We start from the raw sequence: 26,163 nt of genomic DNA on the forward strand, positions 1-26,163 counted from the left end.
AAGTAGCCATTTTAATAAAAAGTGGCTTAAATTTTGGTTGATTTTTTCTTTTATTTTGGCGCTTTTAAGCAAATTTTTATACTTTATATAAGTCAAAAATTTGTATAATCAGCCATCACGAAAAGGACAAAATTTGCAAAAAGTAATATTAGTAGGCAAGCCAAATGTCGGCAAAAGCTCACTTTTTAACCGCTTAGCTGGTCGTCGTATCGCTATAACAAGCGATGTTAGCGGCACCACAAGAGATACGAACAAAGCTAAGATCGAGGTTGAGGGTAAAGAGTGCATTTTAATCGATAGTGGTGGCCTTGATGATAGTAGCGAGCTTTTTAAAAATGTAAAAGCAAAGACCTTGGCAGAGGCTAAAAATTCAGACGCCATTTTATACATGGTCGATGGCAAAATGATGCCAGATGACGAGGATAGAGCCATTTTTTACGAGCTTAGCAAGCTAAATTTACCAATCGCTCTAGTCATCAATAAAATAGACAGCAAAAAAGATGAGCAAAGAGAGTGGGAATTTGTAAGTTTTGGCGCAAAAAACTCATTTGGAATTTCTGTAAGCCACAACACAGGCATAGATGAGCTTAGCATGTGGCTAGCAAAGCACTTAGAAAACAAAGTGCAGATAAAGGCCGATACGAGCGAAGATTTTGATGATTTTTTAGAAAACTATAATGACGAGGGTGAGCTAAGCGACGAGATAGACTATGAGAGCAAAAACATTAGAGTTGGTATCATAGGACGTGTAAATGTCGGCAAAAGCTCACTCCTAAATGCTCTTGTAAAAGAGAGTCGCGCCGTCGTTAGCGACGTGGCAGGCACTACGATTGATCCAGTTAATGAAATTTACGAGCATGATGGCAGAGTTTTTGAGTTTGTCGATACTGCTGGTATCAGAAAGCGAGGCAAGATCGAGGGCATCGAGAGATACGCGCTAAATAGAACTGAGAAAATTTTAGAAGAGACGGACGTAGCATTACTTGTGCTTGATAGCTCTGAGCCACTAACCGAGCTTGATGAGCGTATCGCTGGCATCGCTTCAAAATTTGAGCTTGGCGTCATCATCGTGCTAAACAAATGGGATAAAAGTAGTGAAGAATTTGACGAGCTTTGCAAAGAGATAAAGGATAGATTTAAATTTCTCGCATACGCGCCGATCATCAGCGTCTCAGCACTTGGCGGCAAAAGAGTGCATAAAATTTACCCGCTCATAGTTGAAATTTACAAAAACTACACACAAAAAATCCAAACTTCAAAACTAAATGAAGTGATCGGCGAAGCGACCAAAGCGCACCCACTGCCACGAGATAAAGGCAGAGTTGTGAAAATTTACTACGCAGTGCAGTTTAAGACTGCACCTATCATGATAGCGCTCATAATGAACCGCCCAAAATGCCTGCACTTTAGCTACAAACGATATTTAACAAATAAGCTTAGAGAGAGTTTTAATCTAACTGGCGTACCTATCGTGCTAATCCCTAAAAAACGTGGAGAGAGCGATGAAAACAAAGAACAATAATATCGTTTTGATAGGATTTATGGGCGTTGGCAAAGGCACGACCGCAAGGGCGCTTAGCAAGGCTTTAAAGACGATGAACATTGACTGCGACGACTTACTGGAGAGCTCACAAAATATGAAGATAAAAGCTATCTTTGAAGAGTACGGAGAGGAGCATTTTAGGCAGCTTGAAAAGGATCTGGCTAAATTTCTAGCAACAAATGTCAAAAATGCAATCATCTCAACTGGCGGAGGCTTTGCGAAGGTTAAAAATTTAAAGAAAATTGGCACCGTGATCTATCTAAAAGCTAGTTTTGATGCGATCATGCAAAGACTAAAAAATAGTAAAAATAGCGAGAAAAAACTTGCCAAACGTCCACTTTTAAGTGATCTAAAAAGAGCCGAGGCGTTACATCTGGAGCGAGAGGAGCTTTATGAGAAAAAGGCTGATTACATCGTCGAAGTCGAGGGTAAAACTCCAAAGCAAATCGTAAAAGAGATAAGGATGCTTTTAAAGATTTAGTTGTAAAGTGGTGCGAAATACTGCTTGCAACGATAAATTTCAAGATCAGGCTAGATGGCTATCTGGCGTGATGTTAAAATTTGAAATGTTTGAGCTAAATTTAACGTTTTGTAGTTAGAAATTTTGGCAAAGGTTTTGAGATGAATGTAAGTGCTGTGCGGTTAAATTTTTATCAAGACTAGGCATTTAGCCTGCTAAGCTAAATTTTAAGATTAGACTAGATAAAAATATCTGTCCTGATATTAAAATTTAAAAGCTTTTGGCAAAGAATTTTTTTAAGCAAAAGCTAGACGCATGGTCTGCCAGTTAAATTTTAAGATTAGATTAGATACAAAAACTCTAATGTAACGTTAGAATTTAAAAAGCATTTTAGCGAAGTATCGCGAGATGATTTTGATAGTTGTGTAGAAATTTTAAGCCGAGGCTAGACACATAGTCTGTCGAAAGCTTAAAATTTCAAATCTCTATCAAAAGCGCTCACGAGAAAAAGCCAAAATTTGAAAGGATAAGATGAGAGTATTAACCGGCCTTCAACCCTCCGGCAAACTACACCTTGGCAACTACTTTGCCTCGATAAAGCAGATGGTTGATATGCAAGAGCAAAATGAGATGTTTATGTTTATAGCAAACTACCATGCGATGACGAGCCTTAGCGAGGCCAAAGCACTAAAGCAAAACACTTTTGAGGCTGCGTGTGCATTTTTGGCACTTGGGATCGATCCAAATAAAAGCATATTTTGGGTGCAAAGTGACGTTAAAGACGTGCTTGAGCTTTATTGGGTGCTAAGCCAATATACCCCTATGGGCTTGCTTGAGCGTGCACACAGCTATAAAGACAAAGTCGCTAAAGGCCTTAGTTCGCACCACGGACTCTTTAGCTATCCGGTTTTAATGGCAGCTGACATTTTGCTTTATAATGCGCAAGTCGTACCTGTAGGCAAGGACCAGATCCAGCATGTAGAAATCGCTCGTGATATCGCGATAAAATTTAACAACGAGCATGGAGAAATTTTTACATTGCCTGAGGCTAAGATCGATGAAAATGTCGCCACCGTGCCTGGCACAAATGGCGAAAAGATGAGCAAAAGCTATGGCAATACAATCGACATCTTTGCCGATGCTAAAACGCTTAAAAAGCAAATTTCTAGCATCGTGACAGATGGCACACCACTTGAAGAGCCAAAGCAGTGGCAAAACTGCAACGTCTATAATATCGCCAAACTTTTCTTGGACGAAAGTGAGCAAAAAGAGCTTCAAGCTAGATATGAGCGTGGTGGCGAGGGTCATGGGCACTTTAAAGCTTATCTAAATGAGCTTATTTGGGACTATTTTAAAGATGCGAGAGAGAAATTTGAGCATTATCAAAATAATCCTGACGAAGTGTCTGGAATTTTAGAAATAGGAGCCAAAAAGGCAAGTAATGTTGCTCAAACAACGATAAAAAAAGTTCGTGAAGCAGTCGGAATTTATTAATAAAGGAAAAAATATGCAAAATTTATATCCATACGCACAGATAGTTCATCTTTTCTGTGCAATCATCTTTGTTGGTTACCTCTTTTTTGACGTAATCATTTTTAAGGCAGCTTGTAAAAAAATGCCACCTGAGCTTGCTCAAAAGGCAAAACAAGCTATCGGTTCAGTTGCTATTAAGATAATGCCACTTTGTATCTTGCTTTTGGTATTAACTGGAGGCATGATGATGAGTAACTGGGTCGGATCAAAGGCTGGTGGCTACTTTGAGACAAATTTACAAATTATTTTTATGATCAAATTTTTCTTAGCAATGCTAATCGTAGCTGCGGTTATAACAAATTTAAGCTGCAAATTTATATTTAAACGCCCTAGCCCACTTGGCAACATCCACCCATTTGCACTAACAGCGGCAGTTTTTATCGTACTTTTTGCAAAAGTTATGTTTATGGTTTAAGGATACGGAATGATAAATTTAAAACTACTCGAGACAAATTACGATGAATTTGTAAAAAAACTTGAGGGAAAAAATGTAAAAGCTGGGCTACTTGACGAGCTTTTACAAACTTTTAACGAGCTAAAACAAAAACGTAAAGCACTTGAAAATTTCCAAGCGATCCAAAACGCAAAGAGCAAAGAGCTTGGCATAAAGGCAAGAGCCGGTGAAGATGTAAGCGAGCTTAAAAATGAGCTAAATTTAAACAAAGCTGCACTTTCTGATGCTGATGAGATCGTTAAACAATATGAAGAAAAGCTTGAGCAAATTTCATTTAGCGTGCCAAATATCACCGATGATGACGTGCCTTTTGGCAAGGACGAGGACGATAATGTCTGCATAAAAACGGTACTTGAGCCAACTAAATTTAGCTTTACACCAAAAGAGCACTGGGAGCTAGGTGAGAGCCTTGGTTGGCTTGACTTTGAAAGGGGCGCAAAGCTCTCAGGATCTCGCTTTACCGTACTTCGCGGCATGGGAGCAAGGCTAAGTAGAGCGCTTGTTAATTACATGATCGACTTTAATAGCTCACGTGGCTTCGAGCTTGTAAATGTCCCTTATCTAGTAAGCTCAAATACACTTTTTGGTACTGGTCAGCTGCCTAAATTTGAAGAGGATCTTTATAAGGTGCGCGACGAGGATCTCTACCTCATCCCAACTAGCGAAGTGCCTGTGACAAATTTATACAATGACACGATCATTGAAGCTGAGCAGTTACCTATAAAGATGACTTGCTACTCAGCATGCTTCCGTCAAGAGGCTGGCTCAGCAGGACGTGACACGAGAGGCATGATCCGCCAGCACCAGTTTGAAAAGGTCGAGCTAGTAAGTATCACAAGACCTGATCAAAGCGAAGACGTGCTAAATGAGATGGTATCGTGCGCAAGCGATTTACTAACTAGCCTTGGGCTTCCTCACCGCCATATGCTTCTTTGCAGTGGCGACCTTGGCTTTAGCGCGGCAAAGACGATAGACCTTGAGGTTTGGTTGCCTGGTCAAGGTAAATATAGAGAGATTAGCTCTATTTCCAACACTCGTGATTTTCAAGCAAGGCGTGCAAAAATTCGCTTTAAAGATGGCAAGAAAAATATGCTTGTAAATACGCTAAATGGCTCAAGTCTAGCTGTGGGCAGGACTCTTATTGCCATCATGGAAAACTACCAAAAAGCAGATGGCACTATTGAAATTCCAGAAGTTCTTAAAAGGTATATGTAGTGGCTGAAGAAGAGGTTGTAGTTTTAAAACCACCTGGCGAGCAAGCAGAGCAAGAAGCGCCTGAAGAGGCAAAAGCCGAAGTGCCTGAAGAGATCGTCTCGCTTGAGAGTATCGCAAGTGAGGGTGTACTACAAGATGAGAGCATCCCAGAGCCAATCCCTGTAAAAAAGAGCAATAAAAAGCTCTTTATAATAGCAGGTATGGTCGCTCTAGTACTTATCATCTTGATAGTGGTTTTGCTAGTTATCTTGCTAAAGAAAGACAAAAAAGAGAACATAGATACTGCAAGTATCGTAAAAAATATAGAAAATAACTACCAAACGCAAAATTTTGGCGCTTCAAAGATAGATGAAATGATAAATAAAGCCAATCAGCTCTACGAGCGTGGCAATAAATTTGAAGCGTTAAAAATTTATGAAAACGTAGCTGTTTATAACCAGTCACTTTCAAACTACAACCTCGGTGTTTCGCAGATGAAACAAGAAAGATGTGATGAGGCGATCGTATCTTTTAATAAAGCTATAACCGATAGAGAAAACACAGCAGTTAGCGCCATAAATGCTGCCGTTTGCTCACTTGAGCTAAATAACACTAAAAATTTTAACTACTATATAGGACTTGCTGACTCATTTTTGCAGTATGAAAACAACTCGCCACTTTATAGCTATTACTACGCGCTTATAAACTACTATAAAGGCAACTATTACGAGGCGCTTCAAGCACTTTCTCATCCAAATACTGCAGATTATAAAAATGAATATGCGTATTTAAGTGCAAAAATTTTATCACTTCTTGGAGATGATGAAAGAGCAATAGCCAAACTTGAGAGCCAAAAGGCGTTTAAAGCCGACTTCACGCTAGCGCAGCTCTACGCAAGACTTGGCAAATACGACAAGGCAAGGGATTATTTAACAAAAGCTTCTAAAAATACGCCAAATATCGATCTTATCAAGATGACTGAGGCGCTAATTGATCTAAAAACTTCTGACTACGGCGACGCGGCTGCATTTATCAAAGATGTTTACGACTACAATGCTTCTTTGCCAAGCAAAATTTACAAGATAAAAACGATACTAAAGCCTGATCTTTTTGATGTCAGCCTAGCTCAGGCACACTTTAGCGATGATATGTTTTTTGATAGAACAAGGCGCTATGAGACCCTTTTTTACTTCGCGCCTTACAAGGTCTTTGATGCAAAACAGAGCATCGAGCAGATAAGAAAAGGCGGTGTTAGCGTCTTTTTAGACGATACATCAGCAGCAAATGACTATCTTAGCCAAAGTGCAGCTGCTTCAAAAGTAAATGCAAAACTTAGTGAAGCTATTGCAAAAGCACTAAGCTATCGCTTAAAAGAAGCAAATAAAGAGTTTGAAGAGCTAGCCAGCACTTATCCAAATCACTCTATCTTGCAATACAACCTCGCCCTAAGCTACGCTCAGCTTGGAAATTTTAGCCTTGCAGCAAAGCACTTCATAGCAAGCTATCACCAGGATGTAAATAACCATCTTGCAGGTATTTTTGGGGCGATTTGTCTAGATATAAATAGAAATTTAAACCCAAAACTCATTGAAGAGATCGGCGAAAATTTAGAAAATGACAAGAGTTTAAAGCCTGTAAATTTATATGCCTCGCTTCTAAGCCTGGTTAGCGGCAACCAAAGCGCCATGATAAGGTGGCTTGAAGAGCCAAAAGAGCAGACAATGCTAAATTTAGCCTTTGATATCATCATCGCAAAAGTAACAAACAATGACGAGCTAATGGCAAAGAAAGCTGATGAATTACTAAAAATTTTGCCAAATGATATTATTGCAAATATCTTAAATTTCATCTCGAAAAACAAAGAGCAAAATGTCAAAGAGTATGCAAAAGCGATACAAATTCACTTTAATGGCAAGCAACTTGATTCAAACGCTTTCTATCACGGCGCTGATATCATCAAAAAGCAATACATCAAGCTACTTCAAATTTCAGGCTTACTTACAAGAGAGCGTGATAAGTTAAGAGCCGAGCTAAAAAATGCTCCAAAGAATATAAATTTGATCCAAACTCTAGCCTATATCGATATCTTTACAAACGATTTTGAGGAGAGCTATAAACTTTATAATCAGGCAATCGATGAGTTTAAAGTAAATGACGCTAGCACATTGTTTTTAGCATCTGTGGCTGCGACAGGAGCTGGAAAAGTATCAAACGCGATCGCACTTTTAGAGCTAACAAAACTAAATGATGCTAATGCTATCGAAAATAGAATAGCTCTTGGCCTAATGTATCAGCAGATAGATAATATAAAAGCAGCTCTTATACAATACAGCAAAATAGGAAATGTTGAGTATGAAAGCGAATTTTACGGCTTTGAGATAGATAATGACTGATAAAAACTGGGTTTATGCGCCTAGTTTTAACTATTTTAAATACTAAGCAATATCTAAAATTTCAAGATTTATTTGATCTAAGACTTCACTAAATTTATAGATCGTATCACCGCATTTATACTCAATACTCTTGCTGCTCTTTTTATTTTTTTGAGATAAAATTTTCTCCATCATACTGGGAAGCTCTTTTTGTAAAAGTAGTTTATAAGACATCCCCATTCCATGCGTTAGAGACTTTATAAATTTGCCATCAACCTCACTCTCATCTTTTATCATATGTAGTGTTGCGTCAAATTTAAGTTTCTTAAGAGCCTCGTAAAGCTCGATTTTATCCTTTGCTGGAGCTATTTCTTTATCACAAATACAGTGATAGCTCACGTAAATTGGCTTTTTATAGCTGCTTTGAACATTTAGATGATCTAAATTTAGGATGTTTCTTATCTCTTCTCTTGCGTCAATAAAATAGTATGGTGATTTTTTATTAAGTGTCCAGTAGGTCTTATCAAAAAAATAAATATATAAATTTTGATACAAAGTGTCAGTGCCAAAACAAAAATAGTTAGTAAAATTTATCTCTTTACCAAAGCCGATAAGACGCCATAAAAATATGGCATAAGAGCTATTATCTATCACCCCATCAACTAGCCATGGAGCGATCTTAGCACACATATGTGCCAGATATCCACCATGTGAGCTACCTACCATTATCACTGGCAGATGTTCAAATTTGGCATTATTTATATATTTTTTTGTATAAAGCACAGCATTTAGCACATCTAATGCTTGCATAACGCCAAAATTTTGATATTCATTTTTTGTTGGCACCATCGTAATGCTAGCATTTAGCCTAAAATCAGCCGGCAAAATACCTCTCTCTTTTCGAATAGTAATCTCTTTGCTGAGAAATTTAAGTAGCAAATCAACCTTCTCGTGGCAGTCGATACTTTTTAGATCAATTGGTAAATTTATACCTATGCTTGATAGTTCTCTTGTTAAGATTTCGCGATCTATATCATCAAGCCCAAATTTCGCCCCAAGCTGTGGGCGGTTGCCTATGCAGTGATAATCCACACTAATGCATGCAACATCATAAGCCTCTGCCATAGTCCGCATAAGGTTAGCTCTATATCCAAGGTCAGAGTCTTCTCCAAGCCCAGGGATAATCACCAAAAGGGCTTTTGCATTCTTGGCATCGTCATAACAGGAATAAAAGGAGAGAGGAGAGCTTCTTTTTATACCAAGTTCAATATCATCACAAGATGAAATTTCATAGCTTCCATCAACTAGCATTTAAATCCTTTTAAATTTACTAATTTCTCCTATTTTTGCGAGACGTTATAAAAAAAGCTAACGATCTGTTTTGCTAGGCGTTCTTTAAAAAACGGCCAAATGTAGCTTGGCGAATAGACATTGCCAGCTTGCATAAGTGAGATATTTGTCGCCTTTTCGCCACCATTTTTTGGACGCACTAGCACGCTTACTTGCATGTGATAAGTATAGCTATTTGTACTAAAGTCATCATCATCGTAATAGCCAAATGGGAAAAACATCGAGTAGCCAAAGCCAAAGCTTGGTCTACCAAAGCCATATCCCATGCCCATTGAAAATCTAGGATCTCTTTTTATTATCCTAGAAAAGCTTTGCACATCGCCAAGGATGATGAAGTCGGCATTTTTGATATTTGGCTCGTTTCTAAAGCCAGCCTTTGCAAACTCGCTTAAAATTTCAGCATTTACATCTTGCCCGGTCGCACTATTTTTAAAATTTACATAGACACTTTTGTTTGATTCATTAAGCGTAAAAAAGATCGGATCGCTCGTTTTGACCGAGATATTTGGAGTGCTACTAGCACATCCAACAAAAAATACCGCTAAGACAAATAAAAAGAAATTTTTCATATTCACTCCTACAAGAGCGATCTTATAGCACTTTCAAGTACACTTTTTGGTGTAAGACCGATAAATTTTGATCGCATCTTACCATCTTTATCAAAAAAATAGATAACTGGCACGCCCATGACGCCACCAACTGCCTTGCTAAAGTAATCAACTGAAACCTTATCACTCGTAGTTTTAAATGTAATGTTGTGCTCTTTTAAAAGCTCAATATCTTTATCAAAGCCTTTACTAGGTCCTAAAACACCAATGAATTGAACCTCTTTACCATACTCTTTTTCAAGCGTATTTAGATCAGGTATAGCGGCCTTGCACACTCCGCAGTCCGTACCAAAGAAAAATAGCATATATGGCTTATCGCCTATCTTTAGCCTCTTTTCTGTTGGAAAAAACTGCGTATCAATGCCGCTTGAGTCATTTAGCGTAATGTGATGCTTCTCATACTGCTTGACGCAGCCCATAACTAGAGCTGCGACCAGGCACAAAAATAGAAATTTAAATTTCATTTGGCACCTTTGGATTTTCAATAGTGCGAATTTTCTCCAATTTGCCGTGTCTTAGATATACGATCTTATCGCCATACTCGCCAAGATCAGGGTTGTGAGTTACTAGAAGAATGGTTTTGCCATCTTTTCTTAGCTTGCAAAATAGATCAAGTATAACTCTTTCATTTGCTTCATCAAGGTTACCAGTTGGCTCATCTGCTATTAAAATTTCAGGATCGTTTATGAGTGAGCGCGCGATACAAAGGCGTTGTTGCTCACCACCACTTAGCTGACTCGGTCTGTGCGTTAGCCTATGTGAAAGACCAACTGCCTCAAGTGCCTTTTTAGCATCCTCTTCATCAACTGAGCTGTGATAGTACTGAGCGATCATCACATTTTCAAGAGCGCTAAGATATGGCACTAAGTGAAACTGCTGAAAAATAAGACCGATCTTTTCACGTCTGAATTTAAGTGTATCATCAGCATTTAGATTGCTCGCGTCATCCCCACCGAGCATATAAGTACCACTGCTTGGAGTATCCATTAGAGAAAGGATATTTACAAGCGTACTCTTACCACTACCACTTGGTCCCATTACGCTGACCCACTCACCTTTTTTAACCTCAAAATTTATATCATCAAGTGCTTTAACATCGCCAAAAATTTTACAAATATTTTTTAATTCTAGTGCATTTTGCATATCATTCTCCTCTTAATGTATCTGCCATTTTATTATTAAGTGCCCGTTTGATCGGATAAAATGCTGCGATCGCTGCAAATAAAAGCGAAATTATCACAGCTACTGGGATGCTTAAAATTCTAAAATCAATACTAGAATCAAATATCGCATAACCTAAAATTTGAGCTAGTAAATATCCTAAAAATGCACCAACTAATGCTGAGATGAGCGCTGTCACAAATGTTTCAAAGCCAAATAGCTTTAATACATCCTTTTTGCTTGCGCCTATGGCTCTTAGAAGTGCGATCTCCTTTGAGCGAGAGAGCAAGATAGCACTAAGCGTTGTGTTTACGCACATTGAAGTAATGAGCAAAATAACAAGGCTAACAAGTGCCATTAATAGCTTTATTTTCTCCAAAATATAGCCCTCAGATTTTGAGACCTTTGCCACTGGTTTTGCAGCTATTTCATCATTGCTTATAGTCTTTGCAAGTGATGTTATCTCGTCAAAGTTACCAAGCACAACAGCTTCAGCATAGTTTATTTTGCCAGCTTTATTTGAAATTTTTTGAGCCAAAGATAGTGACGTGATCAAAAGTGCATCCTCTTTATCGCCGCTTGCGACTACGCCTTTTATCTTTACATTTATGCTCTCATTTGAGCCAATGGCGCGAATTTCTATATCATCGCCTGCTTTAAAGCCAGCCTGACGAGCTAGATCAACGCCTATTAGCACATTTTTATCGTCAAAATCGACATTTATCATCGTTCCATCTCTAACATCTAAAAATGGTTTAACTTTTTTTAGATTGCTAAATTTTGCTCCCATGACGATAGCATTTGTTGGACCGATATTTGCCTGAGCAAAGAGATAACCGCTCTCACCAAGAAGCTTATCTTTTGGTACCTTAGCGATCATTTCATTGTAAGTTTTTTCACTCATATCATCGCTTGAGGCCATATCTTTTGGAGCAAAGATCATATTTGCACCATAAGTTTTTAGCTCGCGTGAGACCTTTGAGTCGATATCAAGATAGACATTAACAAACGCCGCACACACGCATGCTCCAAGCAAGATAGAGATCACGATGACCATGACTCTTGATGAGCCATTTTTTAAACTTTTATAAATTGTATTGTAAAAGAATTTGCTATTTGCGGTCATATAGCACCTCCGCAGGTAGTAAATTTATGACGTTTCTCATTGGCATTAGCGAGCCAACGACTGAGATAAGTAGGGCAAATGCCACGCTAATTGGTAGCACGATCCAAGCTATGCCTATGCCGTGAGAGAAGATAATGTAAGACATCACGTAGCTTAGTGCGTATCCTAAAAATGCTCCAGTGATACCTGCAAAAAATGCCACCACAAGACTCTCGCTAGCAAAAAGTGCGTAAATTTCAAAGTTACTAGCACCTATGGCTTTTAAAAGGCCGATCTCTTTTTTACGGCGATAAATTTCACTTGTCATTAGCGACGTTATTCCAATAGCTGAGACCACAAGAGCGATGATGCTAACGATGCCCATTAGGCTTTGGATTTTCTTTACGATATTACTTTCAGCATCACTTACTTGAAGGCTAGCTTTTGCGCTAACGTTTGGTAAATTTTCTTCTATCTGAAATGCGATCGAGCCAGCGTAGGCTGAGCAGTACCATTTGTCGTACTCTGCGCTATCAAGATTGTCTAAATTTCTTCTTGCTTTTAGTGATAGGTCGTTTTCTGGGATCGTCATGGCTGAGACTTCAGCCTTTGTGTATGAGTTTGCATGTCCAGAGAGATCTCCAGCAAGCTTTAACGAGCCAACTAGCTTATGCGTCTCGTCACTAGCTCCTTTTAAAATTCCAACTATTTTAACCTCTCTTGTACCATTTTTGCCCACAAGGCTAAGCTTGTCGCCAACTTTTAAATTTTTAGCCTTAGAAAGTTCTTCGCCAACTAAAATCTCATCCATACTCTCATCTTTTGGCCAAGCGCCCTCAACACCCCAAAATCCATACAAGCTCTTAACGCCTGTGCTAAATTCTGGCTCATCTTTTAGACCGATATTTTTATCAAAATAAGTCCCCTCAAAGCTAAACTCATCGCCCTTAGCGTCCTTTACCTTTGTCTCTAAAAACGGAGCAAAAGCAACGATGTTATTTCGCCAAAAGATCTCTTTTATCTTATAAATATCAGCTTCTGGAAGTAAATTTTGTGATTTTAGCGGGGTGAAATTTTTACCCTCGATCTCGATACTTAGGCTCTCACCGCGTGGTAAAACAACGATATTTGAGCCATATCCTCTAAGCTCAGTTGCTACTTGATCACCGATTTTTAGTGTGATATTTAGCATGCAAGCTATCAAAAGAGCAGCTAGTAGTATGGTGATAAATGCCATCGTCTTTTGCACCTTTGAGCCCGTGATCGAGCTTTTTATCATTCTTAGTTGCATATTTTTCATTTTAACGTTCCATTTATTTCTACATATTTTTCTGGATTTGCTTCAAATTTCGCCTGAGTTTCGTTATTTTCAAAGAAATATGTGCGTCCATAATATAAATATGATCTTGACTCAAGGTTGCTCACTTTTTTGCGACTAACTGGGTCAAGCACCATTTTTTCGACAACCTTACTAAAGAAATTTGCTCCATCTGTAATAGTTTTATAATCAACTATGATATTTTTGCCATCAAAGATAAATGGCATTGGTATCGGATTGCAACCACCCTCTTTGCCAACTGATGGCAAGAAAATTCTAACATTACAAGAGATACAAATAAGGTCATTTCCTCTTTTTATATAGCCCATATCGCCACATATCATGCATGAATCAAAGACGATAACAGGTGATACACGGTCGCTAAAGCGGTTTAATAAGAAAAATCTTATCTGTTTGCCCTCGTCTGTTATATAAGCAAATCTGTGAAGTTCATTATCTTTTAGCATATCAACATCAAATATAAATTTATCTCCCACTGGCTCAACCAAGACTGGCTCTGAAATTTCAGGTGGACGAGATGCGTAAAGATCATAATAGAGCGAAAATCCAAGTGCTATCAAAATACTACAAAATGCAAATTTTGCATTATCAGAAATATTTTCTCTAATGGCTTTTGTAAAGCGGTATTTGATAGAACCAAATTTATTTTTATCAATACTTTTTGGCATAAAGAAAAGTGCAGTGATGCATAAAAGTAAGATCACAAAGATATAAAAATAAGTACCAAATTCTGATACGTAAATACCTTTTGCACTAACAGATAGAATCTGAGAGTTTAACTCACTACTTATTTTTAAAGCCCCAGCACGTAAAAGCTCAAGCGCTGTCTGAGAACTTCTATCTATTAGTAAGAAAACTAAAGTGATAATAGCTAAAATTTTAGCTATTAATGGAGAAATGCTAGATTTTAAATTCGAAATAAAAAAGAATAAAAATACGAGCAAAATCATTGCAAATATCATTAGAAAGAAGCTAATGACCGAAAGCGTATCTAGTAGCTCACCACCAAATAGCGGGAATAACACACTGCTTGAACTATAGCCAAAGCCAAAGCCGATGCCTAAAATAAAAAACGTTACAATTTTTGCTATCTTAAGCTCAAGAAATATCCATAAAATGCTAATTAGTAGAAAAACTAGCGTCACTAAATCGATGAAAATTTTAAACTGATCATCTACAAGTGCGTGACGAACGACTTTAAAAATAAATATGCCAGCTACGACTCCAAAAAGTGACGGTAAAAAGAGTGTTTTTAAACTTTTATCCTTGTTATTTAAGGCAGCAAAAAGCGTAAATCCAAGGAGGGCTAAAAAGACCTGATAGAAATAAATTGACATAACTAAACCCTGTGAGAATTTTTTAAAAGGGGCGAGAACGCCCCTGGTGATTATTTAACAGGACCACCTGTCCATTGAAATTTATAAGTTGTTGTGAAAGGCTCAAACCATTTACCAACACCGCTCTCTTTGTCAGCGTGACGACCAAAACCTTGTTTTTCTGGATTATCAATGTGGAATTTAAGCTCATAGTTACCTACGCCTGTATCCATTTTTACGTTAGCACCATAGTGTGGGCCATCGCTTGCAACCATTGGCATAAAGGTACCTTTTTTAACTTTGCCGTTATCAAGGTTTTTTAGCTCGTAGTTAATCTTTAGGTATGGGATCCACTCACCTTCGCCAAAGCCGTTTTTATTACCAGCAATAGCGTGTATGTCAGCTTCTAGGTGAAAATCAGCTAGGCTTGGAGCTAGGTCAATACCCTTTGGTTCCATGTCGATTGGTTGCAAATAAACTGCAGCTATCTCCATACCATTAGCCTCTACAGGCTCACCGATTGGGTGCTCACCAGCAAGTGCAAAACCAGCTGCTAGGCTAAGTGCTAGAGCTGAACTAAGAATTTTATTCATTTCCTCTCCTTTAAATAAGATTAATTTTTATTTTGTTTTGATTTCATAATAACGATGCCAATAACAAGGGCAAGCACCATAATGATTTGAGGCACTAAGCTCTCATAATATGGCTGAAGTCCTAGCCAGTCTCTCATCCAGTCAGGGAAGCTAAGTCCATTTATGATAGTTGGGATGAAAATTTTACCCTCAACTAGCTCGCCAACACCCTTGCCAACAAAGACGATCGACATATAAAAGATGATCGCTGACGTAAATATAAAAAATGGTTTAATAGGAATTTTAACAGCAAAAATTTTAAATAAGAAATAGACTATTAAAAGAACGACAAGTCCTATCACAAAGCCAGCTGCTATCATTGAGTAACCAGCTGAATCTTTAGCTCCAAAAATAAGTGCCTGATAAAATAGTACAGTTTCAGCACCCTCTCTAAATACTGCTAAAAACACGGTCCACCAAAGTGTTGTGGTTGAGCCACTTGAGATAGACTCAGATACATGTGATTTAATGTAGTCATTCCATTTTTTAGCACCAGCATTTGAAAGAAGCCAGAAACCAACATAAAATAGAAGTCCCACTGCAACAAGCATCGTGATACCTTCCATAAGCTCTCTTTTTTGACCTGCTGCCTCGCCAAAAATGACATTCATTAACCACGCCATGACAAAACTTAAGATAACAGCCACGCCAACTGAGCTATAAACAACTTTACCCATCGCTTTAGCATTACCAGTTTTTACAAGATATGCAACAACAGCAGCAACAATGATAAGCGCCTCAAAGCCTTCTCTTAAAATAATAGTCAAAGCCCAAACAAATAAAGACCAAGGTGAGCTTGAACTGCTAGTTTTCTCAAGTGCAGCTGTTAGCTGAGATGACATCTTACTTGCACTCTCTTCAAGTGTTTTTTCGTCTGCACCTGATTTCATAAGGGCTACAAGATTGCCAAATGTAGCTTCAATAGCTGTTTTTAAATTTACATCTATTGCACCTACTTTATTCTCCATGCCGCTACCTTCAAACTCATCAAAGTAGATGTCTTGGATATCGCCCATGGCTTTTTTTACATCACCATTTTTATAAAGTGTGATAGCAGCTTGAATTTTGTCGTTTATGCTTTGAACGACTTTGGTATAATCTACACCACTATCTTCTTCAGAAGCTGCTTCTACATCGCTCATATCAACTTTTGCAAGTTTTGCAGTATCAGCTGGAAGTTTTGAGACAGCGTCATAAGCTAGCTTTTTGATCTCATCTAGCTTGGTTTTAAAGTCATCTTTGCTTATACCATTTGTGATGCCGCTGATCGCTTCGCCCATCTTTCTTTGGATGTCAGCATCTATGCTTTTACCATTTTCTATATGCTGGCGAATAGCGATTTCAAGTTGAGTATTTCTGTAGTCTGTAAATTTAGCATCTTGGATAGCATTTTTAGCATCATCTTGCTTATCACTCTCATAGCTTGCTATTGCTTTATCTAGATCGGCTGATAAATTTGTAAATGCTACCTTCCATTCAGGGATAAATTTAGAAGTATCATAGTCAGTTGCAGCAGCTTGAGCTGGGCTGTCTGAATACTCACCAACTAGTCTATGTCCTTTTAAAATAACTGGTAGAACTTCAGCGATCTCGCTATTTATCTGATCTATTCTTTTTTGCACATCATCTGGTGCTTCGCCTGCTTTTATCGCCTTTCTGATCTCGCCAAACTGCTTCTCCATTGAGTAAGCTTTTTTCTGACCTAAATTTATTCTGATGCCAGCTTCGACATCTTCAAATAAGCCAAAATAAGCATTTTGAGTATCACTGACCGCTTGTTCAACATTGCCCGCTCTATACTCTGTTATTACTTTTTGTAGCGACTCTTTTATCTGAGCTGCGACTTGCTCATAGTCGTCGTTTTTTGCCACGAGCCAAATAGGCAACAACATAATTAACATAAATTTTAAGAATTTATTCATTAAATAAACCACCTGTGAGATTTTTTTGAAGCGAATATTACCAAGGCTTTACTTTGATTAAAATAAAAACGATTATCATAAAATAGAGCAAATTGAGATAATAAAGAGAAATTTGTCTTCAAATAGCCAATTTTAAATGGTTTTAGAAATTTTCTAATGTAAATTTAAAATTTATCTTTTGAATAAAAAATAGTCGCTTTATAAAAAATGAAAAGGTTTTTATGTTTAAAATTTAGAATTTAAAGGAGAGCAAATGCTCTCCTTCTTGTTAGGCATTTAGCCCAGTGTTTCTTAGCATAACGCGTTTGCGATATACGTTTGATACTTCAGCCGCATCTCCAACTAAAAGTGCATTTGTAGCACACACAGCCGCACACATAGGCACTTTTCCTTCGGCCATTCTATTTTGACCGTATAGTTCTCTCTCCTCGTGTGAGTTTGTTGGCTCTGGACCGCCTGCGCACATTGTACATTTATCCATAACGCCTTTTACGCCAAATGCTCCATCTTTAGGGAACTGTGGTGCACCAAACGGACAAGCATATAAGCAGTAACCACAGCCTATGCATTTATCTTTATCGTGAAGCACGATGCCATCAGCTCTAATGTAGAAACAATCAACTGGGCAAACTTGCTCACAAGGTGCATCAGTACAGTGTTGGCATGCAATGGTAGTTGAAACCTCTTTACCTTCGATACCATCGTGAAGTGTAATGACCTTTCTTCTATAAATTCCTACTGGAAGTTCATGAGCAGAAGAGCAAGCAACTTGGCAACCATAACAACTAATACATCTATCAGTATCTACGAAAAATTTCATTCTTGCCATTTTATTCCTCCTTACTCTTTACCCATGGCGTCTCTCTCGCCATATTCATGGAAAAACGATGTTTTAAATGTATTTTCCTCAGCTTTTTCTATGCGGCAAAGACCTGCGTTAAACTCTGAAATTTGAGTAACTGGGTCAAATCCGTAGTTAGTAACTGTGTTAAAGCTCTCGCCGATAACATAAGGCTTAGTGCCCTCTGGATAGCGAGCTGAAAGATCAACGCCTTGCATAATACCAGCGAAGTTGTATGGCATACAAATTCTATCTGGAGTTACCATCTGGCTGTGATAGCATCTTACTTTGATCTTTGTGCCTTGTGGACTGTGGATCCACATCATATCGCGGTCTTTTATACCGTATTGTAAAGCTAGCTCTGGGTTAACATTAGCAAACATCTCTGGCGTAATAGCTGATAGATATTTACTGGTTCTTTCGATCATGCCAGCACCACTTAAGTTTACGACACGTTGCGTACTAAATACGATAGGGAACTCTTTTGACCAATCTTTTGCCTGTTGCTCTGACTTAAACTTAGTAGAAACACGGAAATTTCTAGCTTGATCTTCAAATGTCGGATACTTTTGAACAAGATCCCAGCGTGGTGAGTGAACAGGCTCTCTATGTTTTGGAATAGGATCAAGGAATTCCCAAACGATAGCTCTTGCCCTTGCATTACCATAAGGCACAACACCTTTTTCACGGCATTTTTCAAAGATAATACCACTATAATCCATACTCCAGCTTGGTCCCATCTTAGCTTTCTCTTCTTCAGTTAGAGTTATGCCTAAGACTTTTTCTATATTCTCTTTTGTGATTTGTGGATAGCCACCTTTTATAGCTGAGCCAACAAGTGTTGTCTCTTCGCTAGCTAGCTGACTAACGCCATTATGTTCGAGTCCAAAGCGATTTCTAAAGCCTGAACCACCTTCAACATAAGGTTTGCTCATATCATATAGTATTGGAGTTCCAGGGTGTTTTTCATCCCATGCTGGCCATGGTTTACCGTAGTATTCGCCTTTGACTTCACCGCCAATACCTATTAGCGTATCTGGGTCAAATTTATCCCAGTTTGCTTGATGTCGTCTAAACATCTCGGCTGTTCTACCACCATAACCTATAGAATTTCCAATTCTTGCTATCTCATTTGTCGCATCATCAGGCCATACAAAATCATCTTTTACTTGTTTTATTTCATGATCTACGATACCCATTTTCATGCCTCTTACGTATTCATCGTAAAAGCCAAATTTCTTAGCAAACAAGAACATCACTTCGTGATCGCCCTTGCTCTCATAAAGTGGATCAACAACTTTTGTTCTCCATTGTCCTGAGCGGTTTGTAGCACTTAAGTGACCTTCATTTTCAAATGCAGTCGCTACTGGCAAGATATAAACGCCATCTTTTCTATCTGAAAGGATAGAAATTTCATTCACAAATGGCTCAGCTACAACGATCATATCTAGTTTTGAAGCTGCTTCTTGAATTTTAGCTAAGTGTGCCATAGATGTTAGACCAGTTCCTTGAACCCAAAGAACTCTTAATGCACCACTACTAAATGTATTCTCCTCTTTCAAGACGCCTTGCCACCATTTTGAAAGTGACCAGCCTTTTTCGTTTCTCCAGTTTCTATCTTCTGGATGTTTAGGATCGTGGTAATAATACTCTTCAAAGACTGTGTTTTTAACAGGAGTACCACCTTGTTTTGGCTCTTTTGTTGAGACTGCAAAGCGTTTAATAAATTCGTCATAATCAACGCCCCAGCCTTTGCAGTAATATTTCCATGCTGCATCAGTTAAGCCATAATACATTGGCAAGCTATCTGAAAGGTTGCACATATCAGTTGAGCCTTGAACATTGTCGTGACCACGAATGATATTACAGCCACCGCCTGCTTTGCCCATATTTCCTAGAATTAGTTGAAGGATAGGTAAAATTCTTGTATTTGATGTACCAACTGAGTGTTGAGTGATGCCAAGTGCCCAAACAACAGTACCCGGTTTTGTATGAGCTAGGATATCTGCGGCTTTTAGTAGCTTATCAACTGGCACTCCAGTAACATCAGATGTAACCTCTGGTGTCCAGTGCTCAGCCTCTTTTCTTATCTCATCAATACCGTAAGTTCTATTTTCTATAAATTCTTTATCTTCCCAACCATTTTTAAGAATGATGTGAATAAGACCATAAACAAGTGCAATATCAGTTCCTGATCTTTGTCTTAAATAAAGATCAGCATGTGCAGCTGTCTTTGTAAAATTTGGATCAGCTACAATTAATTTTGCATTGTTTCTATCTTTTGCTTGTAAAGTGTGCTTCATGCCACCAACTGGGTTTGCCACAGCTGGGTTTGCTCCAATGATAAATATACATTTTGAGTTTGCAGCCATATCTCCAAAGTGGTTTGTCATCGCGCCATAACCCCAAGTATTCGCCACACCGGCGACTGTTGCGCTATGTCAAATTCTTGCTACGTGATCGTTACTGTTTGTACCCCAAAATGCACAAAATTTTCTAAAGTAGTAAGACTGTTCGTTGTTAAATTTAGCCGATCCTAAGAAAACAACACTATCAGGGCCATCTTCTTTACGGATCTGAAGCATCTTATCACCGATCTCATTTACAGCTTGATCCCATGAAATTCTTTGCCATTTACCATCAACTTTTTTCATAGGATATTTAATGCGTTGTTTGCTATGTGTAAGATCGATCTGATCGATACCTTTTGAACAGTGTGAGCCCTGAGATATTGGGTGGTACATTGCCATATCTTGGCGGATCCAAACACCATCTTTTACCTCAGCCTCGATACCACAGCCTGCTGAACAAATAGAACAAATAGTCCTAACCTTTTTTGAGCCAGGAAAAGGATCTTTTATCTCTTCCGCACTCGCCTCTCTTATCGTATCATTTTTCCCAAAAGCCATTGTGGTGCCAGCACCAAGTGCTGCTAGCTTTAAAAATGAACGTCTCCCTATACGTGCATCACTCATGGTTTTCTCCCTTAATAAGCGATTTTATAGTAGGTTTCCCAATTTTTGCTTTTTTTATAAAGCACCTCTTTTTTGTTAGACTTACCTACGACGACGCCATTGCCATCAGGAGCTAAGTCATCACTAGTTGTTTTTGCTATTGCAGAAACTGCGAGTATTCCGCCAGCAGTACCAACTTTTAGAGATTTCTTTAAAAAATCTCTTCTTGATCCTTGCATTTTTTCTCCTTGCCTCTCAAATCTTAAAAATTTGAGAAATTTGGTTCCATGATATGTAAAATTTGCATATTTAGAGATACTAAAATATTGCAAATAGTCTATTTCAGGGCTTTTAGAGCCTAGAATTAAACTATGTAAATTTAGCATATTTATAAAATAATAAAAGTAAATATATAATATTAATTATATTTGTTAAGTATTTATTAAAAATATAGTTAAATGTATTTTAAAATTTAAGAATTTTTATTAAAAGAAGAAATTCTAGGGAGAGCTCCCTAGAAAAGATTATTTTAGATCACTTTTGTTTATGATAAATGGCACTGATCTAACGCCAGCTGAGAAATATTTTTTACGTAAAGTATCGATCTTGTCGCTCTCTTCTTTGCTAACATTTTTTTCATCCACGTTATAATCTTCAGAAAAATACTTTCTTAAAATTTTAACCTTATCGCTATCACTTTTTGCATTTTTTATATCTTTATAGATCAAAGCACTTTTTTGCAAAGACGATAGTTCATGCACTGGAGTTAGGATGATTTCAACGTTATTGTCTTTTAATGTCGTTTCGATCTTTGCTAGCTCGGCTCTACAATATGGGCATTCAGGATCTGAAAACATGATAAGAGTTGGCTTTTTGCTATCATTGCCAAGAGTTATAACATTTGCCTTGTCTTCATTTTTATAAATTTTAGCTAGTGATTTTACTAAATCAAGTGCTGCTTTTTCTGCGATTACCTTTTTTTCTTCAGCCAAATAAGACTTTTGCTCCTTTAAATTTACAACATCAGGAAACATAAGATCGCCCTTAACAAAAGTCACATCTTCTTGAGACATATCTCCTTTGCTAAATTTTAAGCTTACTTTTTCTATATCATCTAAAATTTTAGTGCGCTCTACGACTTTTACATTAACACCATCGATATTTTGATTTTTAAAAACTTCTGAGTAAAAATCTTCTATTTGCTTATTACTAGCTGCCACTAGGCTAGTTGCCGCTAATATTGAGGCCAAAACCACTTTTTTCATTTTTTTCCTTTTTAAAAATTTGGCGGATTATATTTGTTTTTTGTAAATGAATACTAACCACGAAAGACTCTATCATTTCCTTGCTTTATTATGTCACTCTCAAGATCGAGCTGCTCAAGATAAGCGATTACATATTTTCTACTTAAATTTAGTGCATCCTTGGCGTTTGTGACATTTACAAAGCCTTGATTTTTTATGATGGCTCGAAGCCTATCAAGTGCCATTCTTAGCGAATTTCTAGTGATAAAAAGATTATGCTCCAGCCTTACAACTCTACCCATTGCAGTTAGTTTTTTAAGTGCATTATCGCCACTTAGCCTATCTATTTCCAGCTCATCATATATATTATAAGGCGCCGTTGGAGCTAGCTTTCCGCTTTCTAAAATTTCATAAATTTTCTCTTCAAGCCTTACTTTTAGTTTGCTTATATCAACGCCCTTTTTTGTATAGACGCCATCATTTTTAGAGATTAAGTTTATACTTTCAAGCTCATCAAGTGCTTTTTGAGCCAAATTTTGACTAGCCCAAGCAAGCTTTAGGCTTATACTTTGAGCTGAGAAAACGGCAAATTCGTTCTTTTCTATCATAAATTTAACCACAGATTTTATCCGCTCAATCGCGCTTAGATCGTAGATATTTAAAGCTTTTTCATCGACAAAGACGTTTGAGACTTTTTTAGCCACATTTACTGCCTCTTCGTGACTCAAACCAAATCTTTGATAAGAAGAGATGATGCCAAAGCCATTTTTGTGGGCTTCTTTAAGTATAGAAAATGCTCCAATGAAATCATGCTTTAAAAGTGCTGCTAAAAAGAGAATTTTTCCAGCCTTTTTTAGTGGCTCAAGTACAGGGTTTAGTACTCTACCACCACCTATCACTCGTGCGTCTGAAATGAGAACAAAAGTCTCGTCAAATTTCAAAAACATATCGCTTTGAAATTTAAAGGCAACAAAGTAGCTATCATCTTTTTGGCTTAGTATTAGCACCTTTGCAGGGACGTTTTTAGCACCCACACAAAATGTTACGTTTTGCGAGTGGATCAAATTTTTAGCAGTTACGACCGCGTCTGCCTCTCTAAAACCTCTAAAAAAGCCTTTCTTACTAAGTAGCTGCCCCTTTTTAAGCTCACCAAGCTCTATGCCTGTCAAATTTAGTGCCACGCGGCTGCTCACACTCGCACGCTCTACAAATTCATCGTGGCTTTGCACGCTTCTTACGAGTACCTCTTTGCTAGCGTCGTAGTTAAAAAGCTTCTCATTTTTATTGACACTTCCCTCTATCACGGTACCAGTTACGACGCTACCAATACCTTTTAGACTAAAAACTCTATCGATGTAGTATCTAAAAACGCCGTCCTCATCGCGTTTTTTAGCCCTTAGTGTAAAGAGATAGTTTCTAAGCTCATCGATGCTTGCCTTATCCTTTATACTAACGGCGAAAATTTCTAAAATTTGTAAATTTTTAAACTTAGAAATTTCATCTCTTATCTCTTTTTTTCTTAAATTTATAGTCGCTTCATCGACTAAATCACACTTTGTAAGTGCCACGATCAAGGATTTCACGCCAAGGATATTTAAAATTTCAAGATGCTCCAAGCTTTGAGGCATAAGCCCGTCATTTGCTGCCACCACAAACAAGCACGCGTCAAAGCCATATGCGCCACTTATCATCGTTTTTATTAGATTTTCATGCCCAGGCACGTCGATAAAGGCGATATTTTCGCTATTTTTGCTTAAATTTGAAAAGCTTAGATCGATCGTTATGCCACGCTTTTTCTCCTCTTCAAGATTGTCCCCCTCAAAGCCGTTTAGCTCCTTTATAAGAGCAGTTTTGCCGTGGTCGATATGCCCTGCTGTTCCTATTATTAAACTCATTTTTCTTCCGTTTCATTTATTATTTTTATTAGCGTCTCTACGTCCTCATCTAAAAGCGATCTAAGATCTAGCATAAATTTGTCATTTTCTATGCGTCCGATCACCTTTTTTTGCCTAAATTTTAGCTCGTTTAAATTTGCCTCTCCTCTAAATGCAAGTGCGATGCTTGGGATCTTTTTATTTGGCATCGCCCCACCTCCTACAAAGGTTTGTGTGCCTACTATCTCAAGTGGATTTTTTAAATTTTTATTTATAAAATTTGCTAAGTTTTCAAGCTCTTTTACGCTTTTGTGAAGCAGTTTTTGCGTTGTGATTAGCTCGAATTCTTTATTTAAATAAGCTTTCATGCTCTCAGCCAAAAGCGAGATGATCACTTTATCTACGCGAAGCATCCTTAAAAGCTGGTTTTTCCTAAGCTTTGCGATGAGCTCTTTTTTGCCAACAATTATGCCACACTGCACCGCACCAAGCAGCTTATCGCCACTAAAACTAACTAGCGAAACATCTTTTAAATTTTTTAGATCTGGCTCGTTTTTGTCAAGATTAAACGGCAAATTTCCGTAAAATCCGCTGCCAAGATCAAAATAATCTATCAAATTTTGCTCACACGCCAATTTGTTTAATTCATTTGCTGTAACCTCTTCGCTAAAGCCCACGATGTCAAAATTTGAGCGATGAACCTTTACAACCATCGCCGTTTCTTCGCCGATCGCCTCTTCGTAGTCCTTTAGTCTAGTTTTGTTTGTCGTGCCAACCTCTTTCAAAAAGCAGCCCGCATTTGCCATAACTTCTGGCACTCTAAAACTACCGCCGATCTCGACTAGTTCGCCTCTGCTAACGACGACTTCCTTGCCCTTTGCAAAGGTGTTTAACACCAAAAATACAGCACTTGCGTTATTATTTACAACGATAGCGTCCTCAAAACCAAATGCTCTAGCTATTAGCGAGCCGATATAGTCATATCTGTTTCCACGACTGCCTGTTTCTAGGTTATATTCAAGGTTAGAATATCCTGTGATAACTGGCGTCGCTCGGTTTAAAATTTCTTTATCTATTACACTTCTAGCAAGATTTGTGTGAATGGTCACACCGGTTAAATTTAGCACTCTTTGAAGGCTTGATTCATTAAATTTATGATATTCATTTAGGATTAAATCTATTATTTCTTGCAACGCAAAATTTGCATTTTCATTTAAAATTTTAGCTCTAACTTCATTTAAAATTTGCCTCGCAAGCAATGTGACTAAATTTATATCAAATCCTGAAAATGCTTCGTTTTTTATGATCTTATCAACTTGTGGGATATCTCTTAAATCGCTCAATTCGTGCTCCTAGTAAGTTAGTTTTACCAAGCCGTGATTTTAACATAGATTTGCTTTTAAAACATTATTCCAGACCCTACAAGAACTTACTATATCCACCATTGCAATAATACTGATCTTGACATAAAGCTTGATACATTGCTGTTTTCCAGTGATTTATATGATTCATAGCTTTAGATTTAAATTTTTTATGAAGTTCTTCTTCTATATCTGTTGTTGTTAAATTTTTATTTTCAAATTCTATTCTCAGGTCGCTCAATTCACTAGCTGCTTCAACGGCATATCTTCTAGCTAATTCGTACACCGAAAAATGCCCTTCAATTTTCTTTTTATCCAAATCATTATTAATATTTTTTGTGTCTACAAAAAATTCCATAACGAGTGCAGGCCAATTCACTTTTGCAAATAACCACTGTATTTTTGTAAAGTTATCATAATATGGGTGAATAGTATTTAAAACTATATTTCTTTTTATGGCATTACAGTCCCTACAACATCCAATCAGATTGTTTGGCAATATTGAAAAAATTGGAAACTCGGATTTTGGTAAATAGTGATCCAATGTAGCTACTTGCCCCAATCCGCAATATGGACACTTGCCTAATTTTGGACTAGCCTTTATTTGATTATAGTATTTTCTTGGCTCCTTTCCTCTCACTAAGCGCTTATCATACAAATCAAATAAATCGTTTTTTATATCTTCGTATCTAGCAAATTTTTTATAATTAATCGGTTCTTTGATTATATACTTATCAAGATATTTTTCTCTTACACTGTTGCGGTAATCGCAAGCGTTTAATAAAAATACATATAAATAATTTAATAATTTATTTTTCTTCGCCTCATCCTTTATTCCATTACAACAACATTTATATATGTCAGATTTACTTATTTTAGGCATATCTACTACAACCATAA

General features: G+C 37.6%; 22 protein-coding genes and 1 pseudogene. 6 read left to right on the top strand and 17 right to left on the bottom strand.

The features are described 5' to 3' along the window. Positions 1-133 precede the first annotated feature (133 nt). From der to F3H00_RS03465, 6 genes are all read left to right on the top strand, one after another. Entirely contained in the window at positions 134-1,522 is a 1,389-nt protein-coding gene (gene der / locus F3H00_RS03440) for a ribosome biogenesis GTPase Der (RefSeq protein WP_148800486.1), read from the top strand. Next, positions 1,503-2,024: a shikimate kinase gene (locus F3H00_RS03445; RefSeq protein ID WP_148800484.1), complete on the top strand. Its 522-nt coding sequence runs from the start codon at positions 1,503-1,505 to the stop codon at positions 2,022-2,024. The genes der and F3H00_RS03445 overlap by 20 nt, the downstream gene beginning before the upstream one ends. 510 nt (positions 2,025-2,534) lie before the next feature. Continuing rightward, positions 2,535-3,497, top strand: a complete 963-nt coding sequence (trpS, locus tag F3H00_RS03450) for a tryptophan--tRNA ligase (protein WP_148800482.1) — start codon at positions 2,535-2,537, stop codon at positions 3,495-3,497. Positions 3,498-3,510: 13 nt separating this feature from the next. Beyond that, positions 3,511-3,951 carry a hypothetical protein gene (locus F3H00_RS03455; protein ID WP_021090475.1) on the top strand — a complete coding sequence of 147 codons (441 nt, stop codon included), beginning with the start codon at positions 3,511-3,513 and terminating at the stop codon, positions 3,949-3,951. Between the two features lie 9 nt (positions 3,952-3,960). Continuing rightward, a complete protein-coding gene (gene serS / locus F3H00_RS03460; protein WP_148800480.1) occupies positions 3,961-5,205 on the top strand; it encodes a serine--tRNA ligase in 1,245 nt (414 codons plus the stop codon). Next, positions 5,205-7,577: a tetratricopeptide repeat protein gene (locus tag F3H00_RS03465; protein WP_148800478.1), complete on the top strand. Its 2,373-nt coding sequence runs from the start codon at positions 5,205-5,207 to the stop codon at positions 7,575-7,577. The genes serS and F3H00_RS03465 overlap by 1 nt, the downstream gene beginning before the upstream one ends. Positions 7,578-7,619: 42 nt before the next feature. Here F3H00_RS03465 and F3H00_RS03470 read toward each other — a convergent pair whose 3' ends face one another. From F3H00_RS03470 to F3H00_RS03550, 17 genes and pseudogenes are all read right to left on the bottom strand, one after another. Next, positions 7,620-8,867: a DUF2920 family protein gene (locus F3H00_RS03470; RefSeq protein WP_148800476.1), complete on the bottom strand. Its 1,248-nt coding sequence runs from the start codon at positions 8,865-8,867 to the stop codon at positions 7,620-7,622. 29 nt (positions 8,868-8,896) lie between these two features. Further along, a complete protein-coding gene (locus F3H00_RS03475; RefSeq protein ID WP_148800474.1) occupies positions 8,897-9,475 on the bottom strand; it encodes a hypothetical protein in 579 nt (192 codons plus the stop codon). Positions 9,476-9,483: 8 nt separating this feature from the next. Beyond that, positions 9,484-9,978: a TlpA family protein disulfide reductase gene (locus tag F3H00_RS03480; protein WP_148800472.1), complete on the bottom strand. Its 495-nt coding sequence runs from the start codon at positions 9,976-9,978 to the stop codon at positions 9,484-9,486. Beyond that, positions 9,968-10,657, bottom strand: a complete 690-nt coding sequence (locus F3H00_RS03485; RefSeq protein ID WP_054196145.1) for an ABC transporter ATP-binding protein — start codon at positions 10,655-10,657, stop codon at positions 9,968-9,970. The genes F3H00_RS03480 and F3H00_RS03485 overlap by 11 nt, the downstream gene beginning before the upstream one ends. A 1-nt stretch (position 10,658) precedes the next feature. Continuing rightward, entirely contained in the window at positions 10,659-11,801 is a 1,143-nt protein-coding gene (locus F3H00_RS03490) for an ABC transporter permease (RefSeq protein ID WP_087585458.1), read from the bottom strand. Then, the gene (locus F3H00_RS03495; protein ID WP_148800460.1) at positions 11,788-13,080 is read right to left on the bottom strand and encodes an ABC transporter permease; all 1,293 of its coding nucleotides are present in this window, start codon (positions 13,078-13,080) and stop codon (positions 11,788-11,790) included. The genes F3H00_RS03490 and F3H00_RS03495 overlap by 14 nt, the downstream gene beginning before the upstream one ends. Next, a complete protein-coding gene (locus F3H00_RS03500) occupies positions 13,077-14,456 on the bottom strand; it encodes a Fe-S-containing protein (protein WP_103629191.1) in 1,380 nt (459 codons plus the stop codon). The genes F3H00_RS03495 and F3H00_RS03500 overlap by 4 nt, the downstream gene beginning before the upstream one ends. 50 nt (positions 14,457-14,506) lie before the next feature. Next, the gene (locus F3H00_RS03505) at positions 14,507-15,028 is read right to left on the bottom strand and encodes an iron transporter (RefSeq protein WP_084041674.1); all 522 of its coding nucleotides are present in this window, start codon (positions 15,026-15,028) and stop codon (positions 14,507-14,509) included. 20 nt (positions 15,029-15,048) lie between these two features. Further along, positions 15,049-16,989, bottom strand: coding sequence for an FTR1 family iron permease (locus F3H00_RS03510; RefSeq protein ID WP_148800458.1), 1,941 nt, complete (start codon positions 16,987-16,989; stop codon positions 15,049-15,051). Positions 16,990-17,257: 268 nt separating this feature from the next. Next, positions 17,258-17,818 (bottom strand): formate dehydrogenase FDH3 subunit beta, encoded by a 561-nt coding sequence (gene fdh3B, locus F3H00_RS03515; RefSeq protein ID WP_103644344.1) that lies wholly within the window; start codon positions 17,816-17,818, stop codon positions 17,258-17,260. Positions 17,819-17,829: 11 nt separating this feature from the next. After that, positions 17,830-20,484, bottom strand: coding sequence for a formate dehydrogenase subunit alpha (locus F3H00_RS03520; RefSeq protein ID WP_223155240.1), 2,655 nt, complete (start codon positions 20,482-20,484; stop codon positions 17,830-17,832). 60 nt (positions 20,485-20,544) lie between these two features. Beyond that, positions 20,545-20,805 (bottom strand): annotated as a pseudogene (locus tag F3H00_RS10820) (hypothetical protein); the annotation flags it as partial. An 11-nt stretch (positions 20,806-20,816) separates the two neighbouring features. Next, on the bottom strand, positions 20,817-21,023 hold the full coding sequence (locus tag F3H00_RS03530) for a twin-arginine translocation signal domain-containing protein (RefSeq protein ID WP_087579573.1): 207 nt from the start codon (positions 21,021-21,023) through the stop codon (positions 20,817-20,819). Positions 21,024-21,308: 285 nt separating this feature from the next. After that, complete coding sequence (locus F3H00_RS03535; protein ID WP_148800456.1) at positions 21,309-22,049, bottom strand: thioredoxin fold domain-containing protein; 741 nt, start codon at positions 22,047-22,049, stop codon at positions 21,309-21,311. Positions 22,050-22,102: 53 nt separating this feature from the next. Beyond that, positions 22,103-23,923, bottom strand: coding sequence for a selenocysteine-specific translation elongation factor (gene selB / locus F3H00_RS03540; protein WP_148800454.1), 1,821 nt, complete (start codon positions 23,921-23,923; stop codon positions 22,103-22,105). Continuing rightward, positions 23,920-25,245, bottom strand: a complete 1,326-nt coding sequence (selA, locus tag F3H00_RS03545; RefSeq protein WP_148800452.1) for an L-seryl-tRNA(Sec) selenium transferase — start codon at positions 25,243-25,245, stop codon at positions 23,920-23,922. The genes selB and selA overlap by 4 nt, the downstream gene beginning before the upstream one ends. Positions 25,246-25,321: 76 nt before the next feature. Then, positions 25,322-26,161, bottom strand: a complete 840-nt coding sequence (locus tag F3H00_RS03550; RefSeq protein ID WP_148800450.1) for an HNH endonuclease — start codon at positions 26,159-26,161, stop codon at positions 25,322-25,324. Positions 26,162-26,163 lie beyond the last annotated feature (2 nt).

This window comes from Campylobacter concisus (assembly GCF_902460845.1).
GTDB classification, from domain to species: Bacteria; Campylobacterota; Campylobacteria; order Campylobacterales; family Campylobacteraceae; genus Campylobacter_A; species Campylobacter_A concisus_X.

Excerpts from the sequence above, each read along its gene's own strand:
- trpS (WP_148800482.1), top strand. The coding sequence starts at position 2,535 with ATGAGAGTATTAACCGGCCTTCAACCCTCCGGCAAACTACACCTTGGC.
- F3H00_RS03550 (WP_148800450.1), bottom strand. The coding sequence starts at position 26,161 with ATGGTTGTAGTAGATATGCCTAAAATAAGTAAATCTGACATATATAAA.
- F3H00_RS03480 (WP_148800472.1), bottom strand. The coding sequence starts at position 9,978 with ATGAAATTTAAATTTCTATTTTTGTGCCTGGTCGCAGCTCTAGTTATG.
- selB (WP_148800454.1), bottom strand. The coding sequence starts at position 23,923 with ATGAGTTTAATAATAGGAACAGCAGGGCATATCGACCACGGCAAAACT.
- F3H00_RS03500 (WP_103629191.1), bottom strand. The coding sequence starts at position 14,456 with ATGTCAATTTATTTCTATCAGGTCTTTTTAGCCCTCCTTGGATTTACG.
- serS (WP_148800480.1), top strand. The coding sequence starts at position 3,961 with ATGATAAATTTAAAACTACTCGAGACAAATTACGATGAATTTGTAAAA.
- F3H00_RS03535 (WP_148800456.1), bottom strand. The coding sequence starts at position 22,049 with ATGAAAAAAGTGGTTTTGGCCTCAATATTAGCGGCAACTAGCCTAGTG.
- fdh3B (WP_103644344.1), bottom strand. The coding sequence starts at position 17,818 with ATGGCAAGAATGAAATTTTTCGTAGATACTGATAGATGTATTAGTTGT.
- F3H00_RS03495 (WP_148800460.1), bottom strand. The coding sequence starts at position 13,080 with ATGAAAAATATGCAACTAAGAATGATAAAAAGCTCGATCACGGGCTCA.
- F3H00_RS03530 (WP_087579573.1), bottom strand. The coding sequence starts at position 21,023 with ATGCAAGGATCAAGAAGAGATTTTTTAAAGAAATCTCTAAAAGTTGGT.
- F3H00_RS03510 (WP_148800458.1), bottom strand. The coding sequence starts at position 16,989 with ATGAATAAATTCTTAAAATTTATGTTAATTATGTTGTTGCCTATTTGG.
- F3H00_RS03490 (WP_087585458.1), bottom strand. The coding sequence starts at position 11,801 with ATGACCGCAAATAGCAAATTCTTTTACAATACAATTTATAAAAGTTTA.
- F3H00_RS03505 (WP_084041674.1), bottom strand. The coding sequence starts at position 15,028 with ATGAATAAAATTCTTAGTTCAGCTCTAGCACTTAGCCTAGCAGCTGGT.
- F3H00_RS03445 (WP_148800484.1), top strand. The coding sequence starts at position 1,503 with ATGAAAACAAAGAACAATAATATCGTTTTGATAGGATTTATGGGCGTT.
- F3H00_RS03485 (WP_054196145.1), bottom strand. The coding sequence starts at position 10,657 with ATGCAAAATGCACTAGAATTAAAAAATATTTGTAAAATTTTTGGCGAT.
- F3H00_RS03470 (WP_148800476.1), bottom strand. The coding sequence starts at position 8,867 with ATGCTAGTTGATGGAAGCTATGAAATTTCATCTTGTGATGATATTGAA.
- F3H00_RS03455 (WP_021090475.1), top strand. The coding sequence starts at position 3,511 with ATGCAAAATTTATATCCATACGCACAGATAGTTCATCTTTTCTGTGCA.
- F3H00_RS03475 (WP_148800474.1), bottom strand. The coding sequence starts at position 9,475 with ATGAAAAATTTCTTTTTATTTGTCTTAGCGGTATTTTTTGTTGGATGT.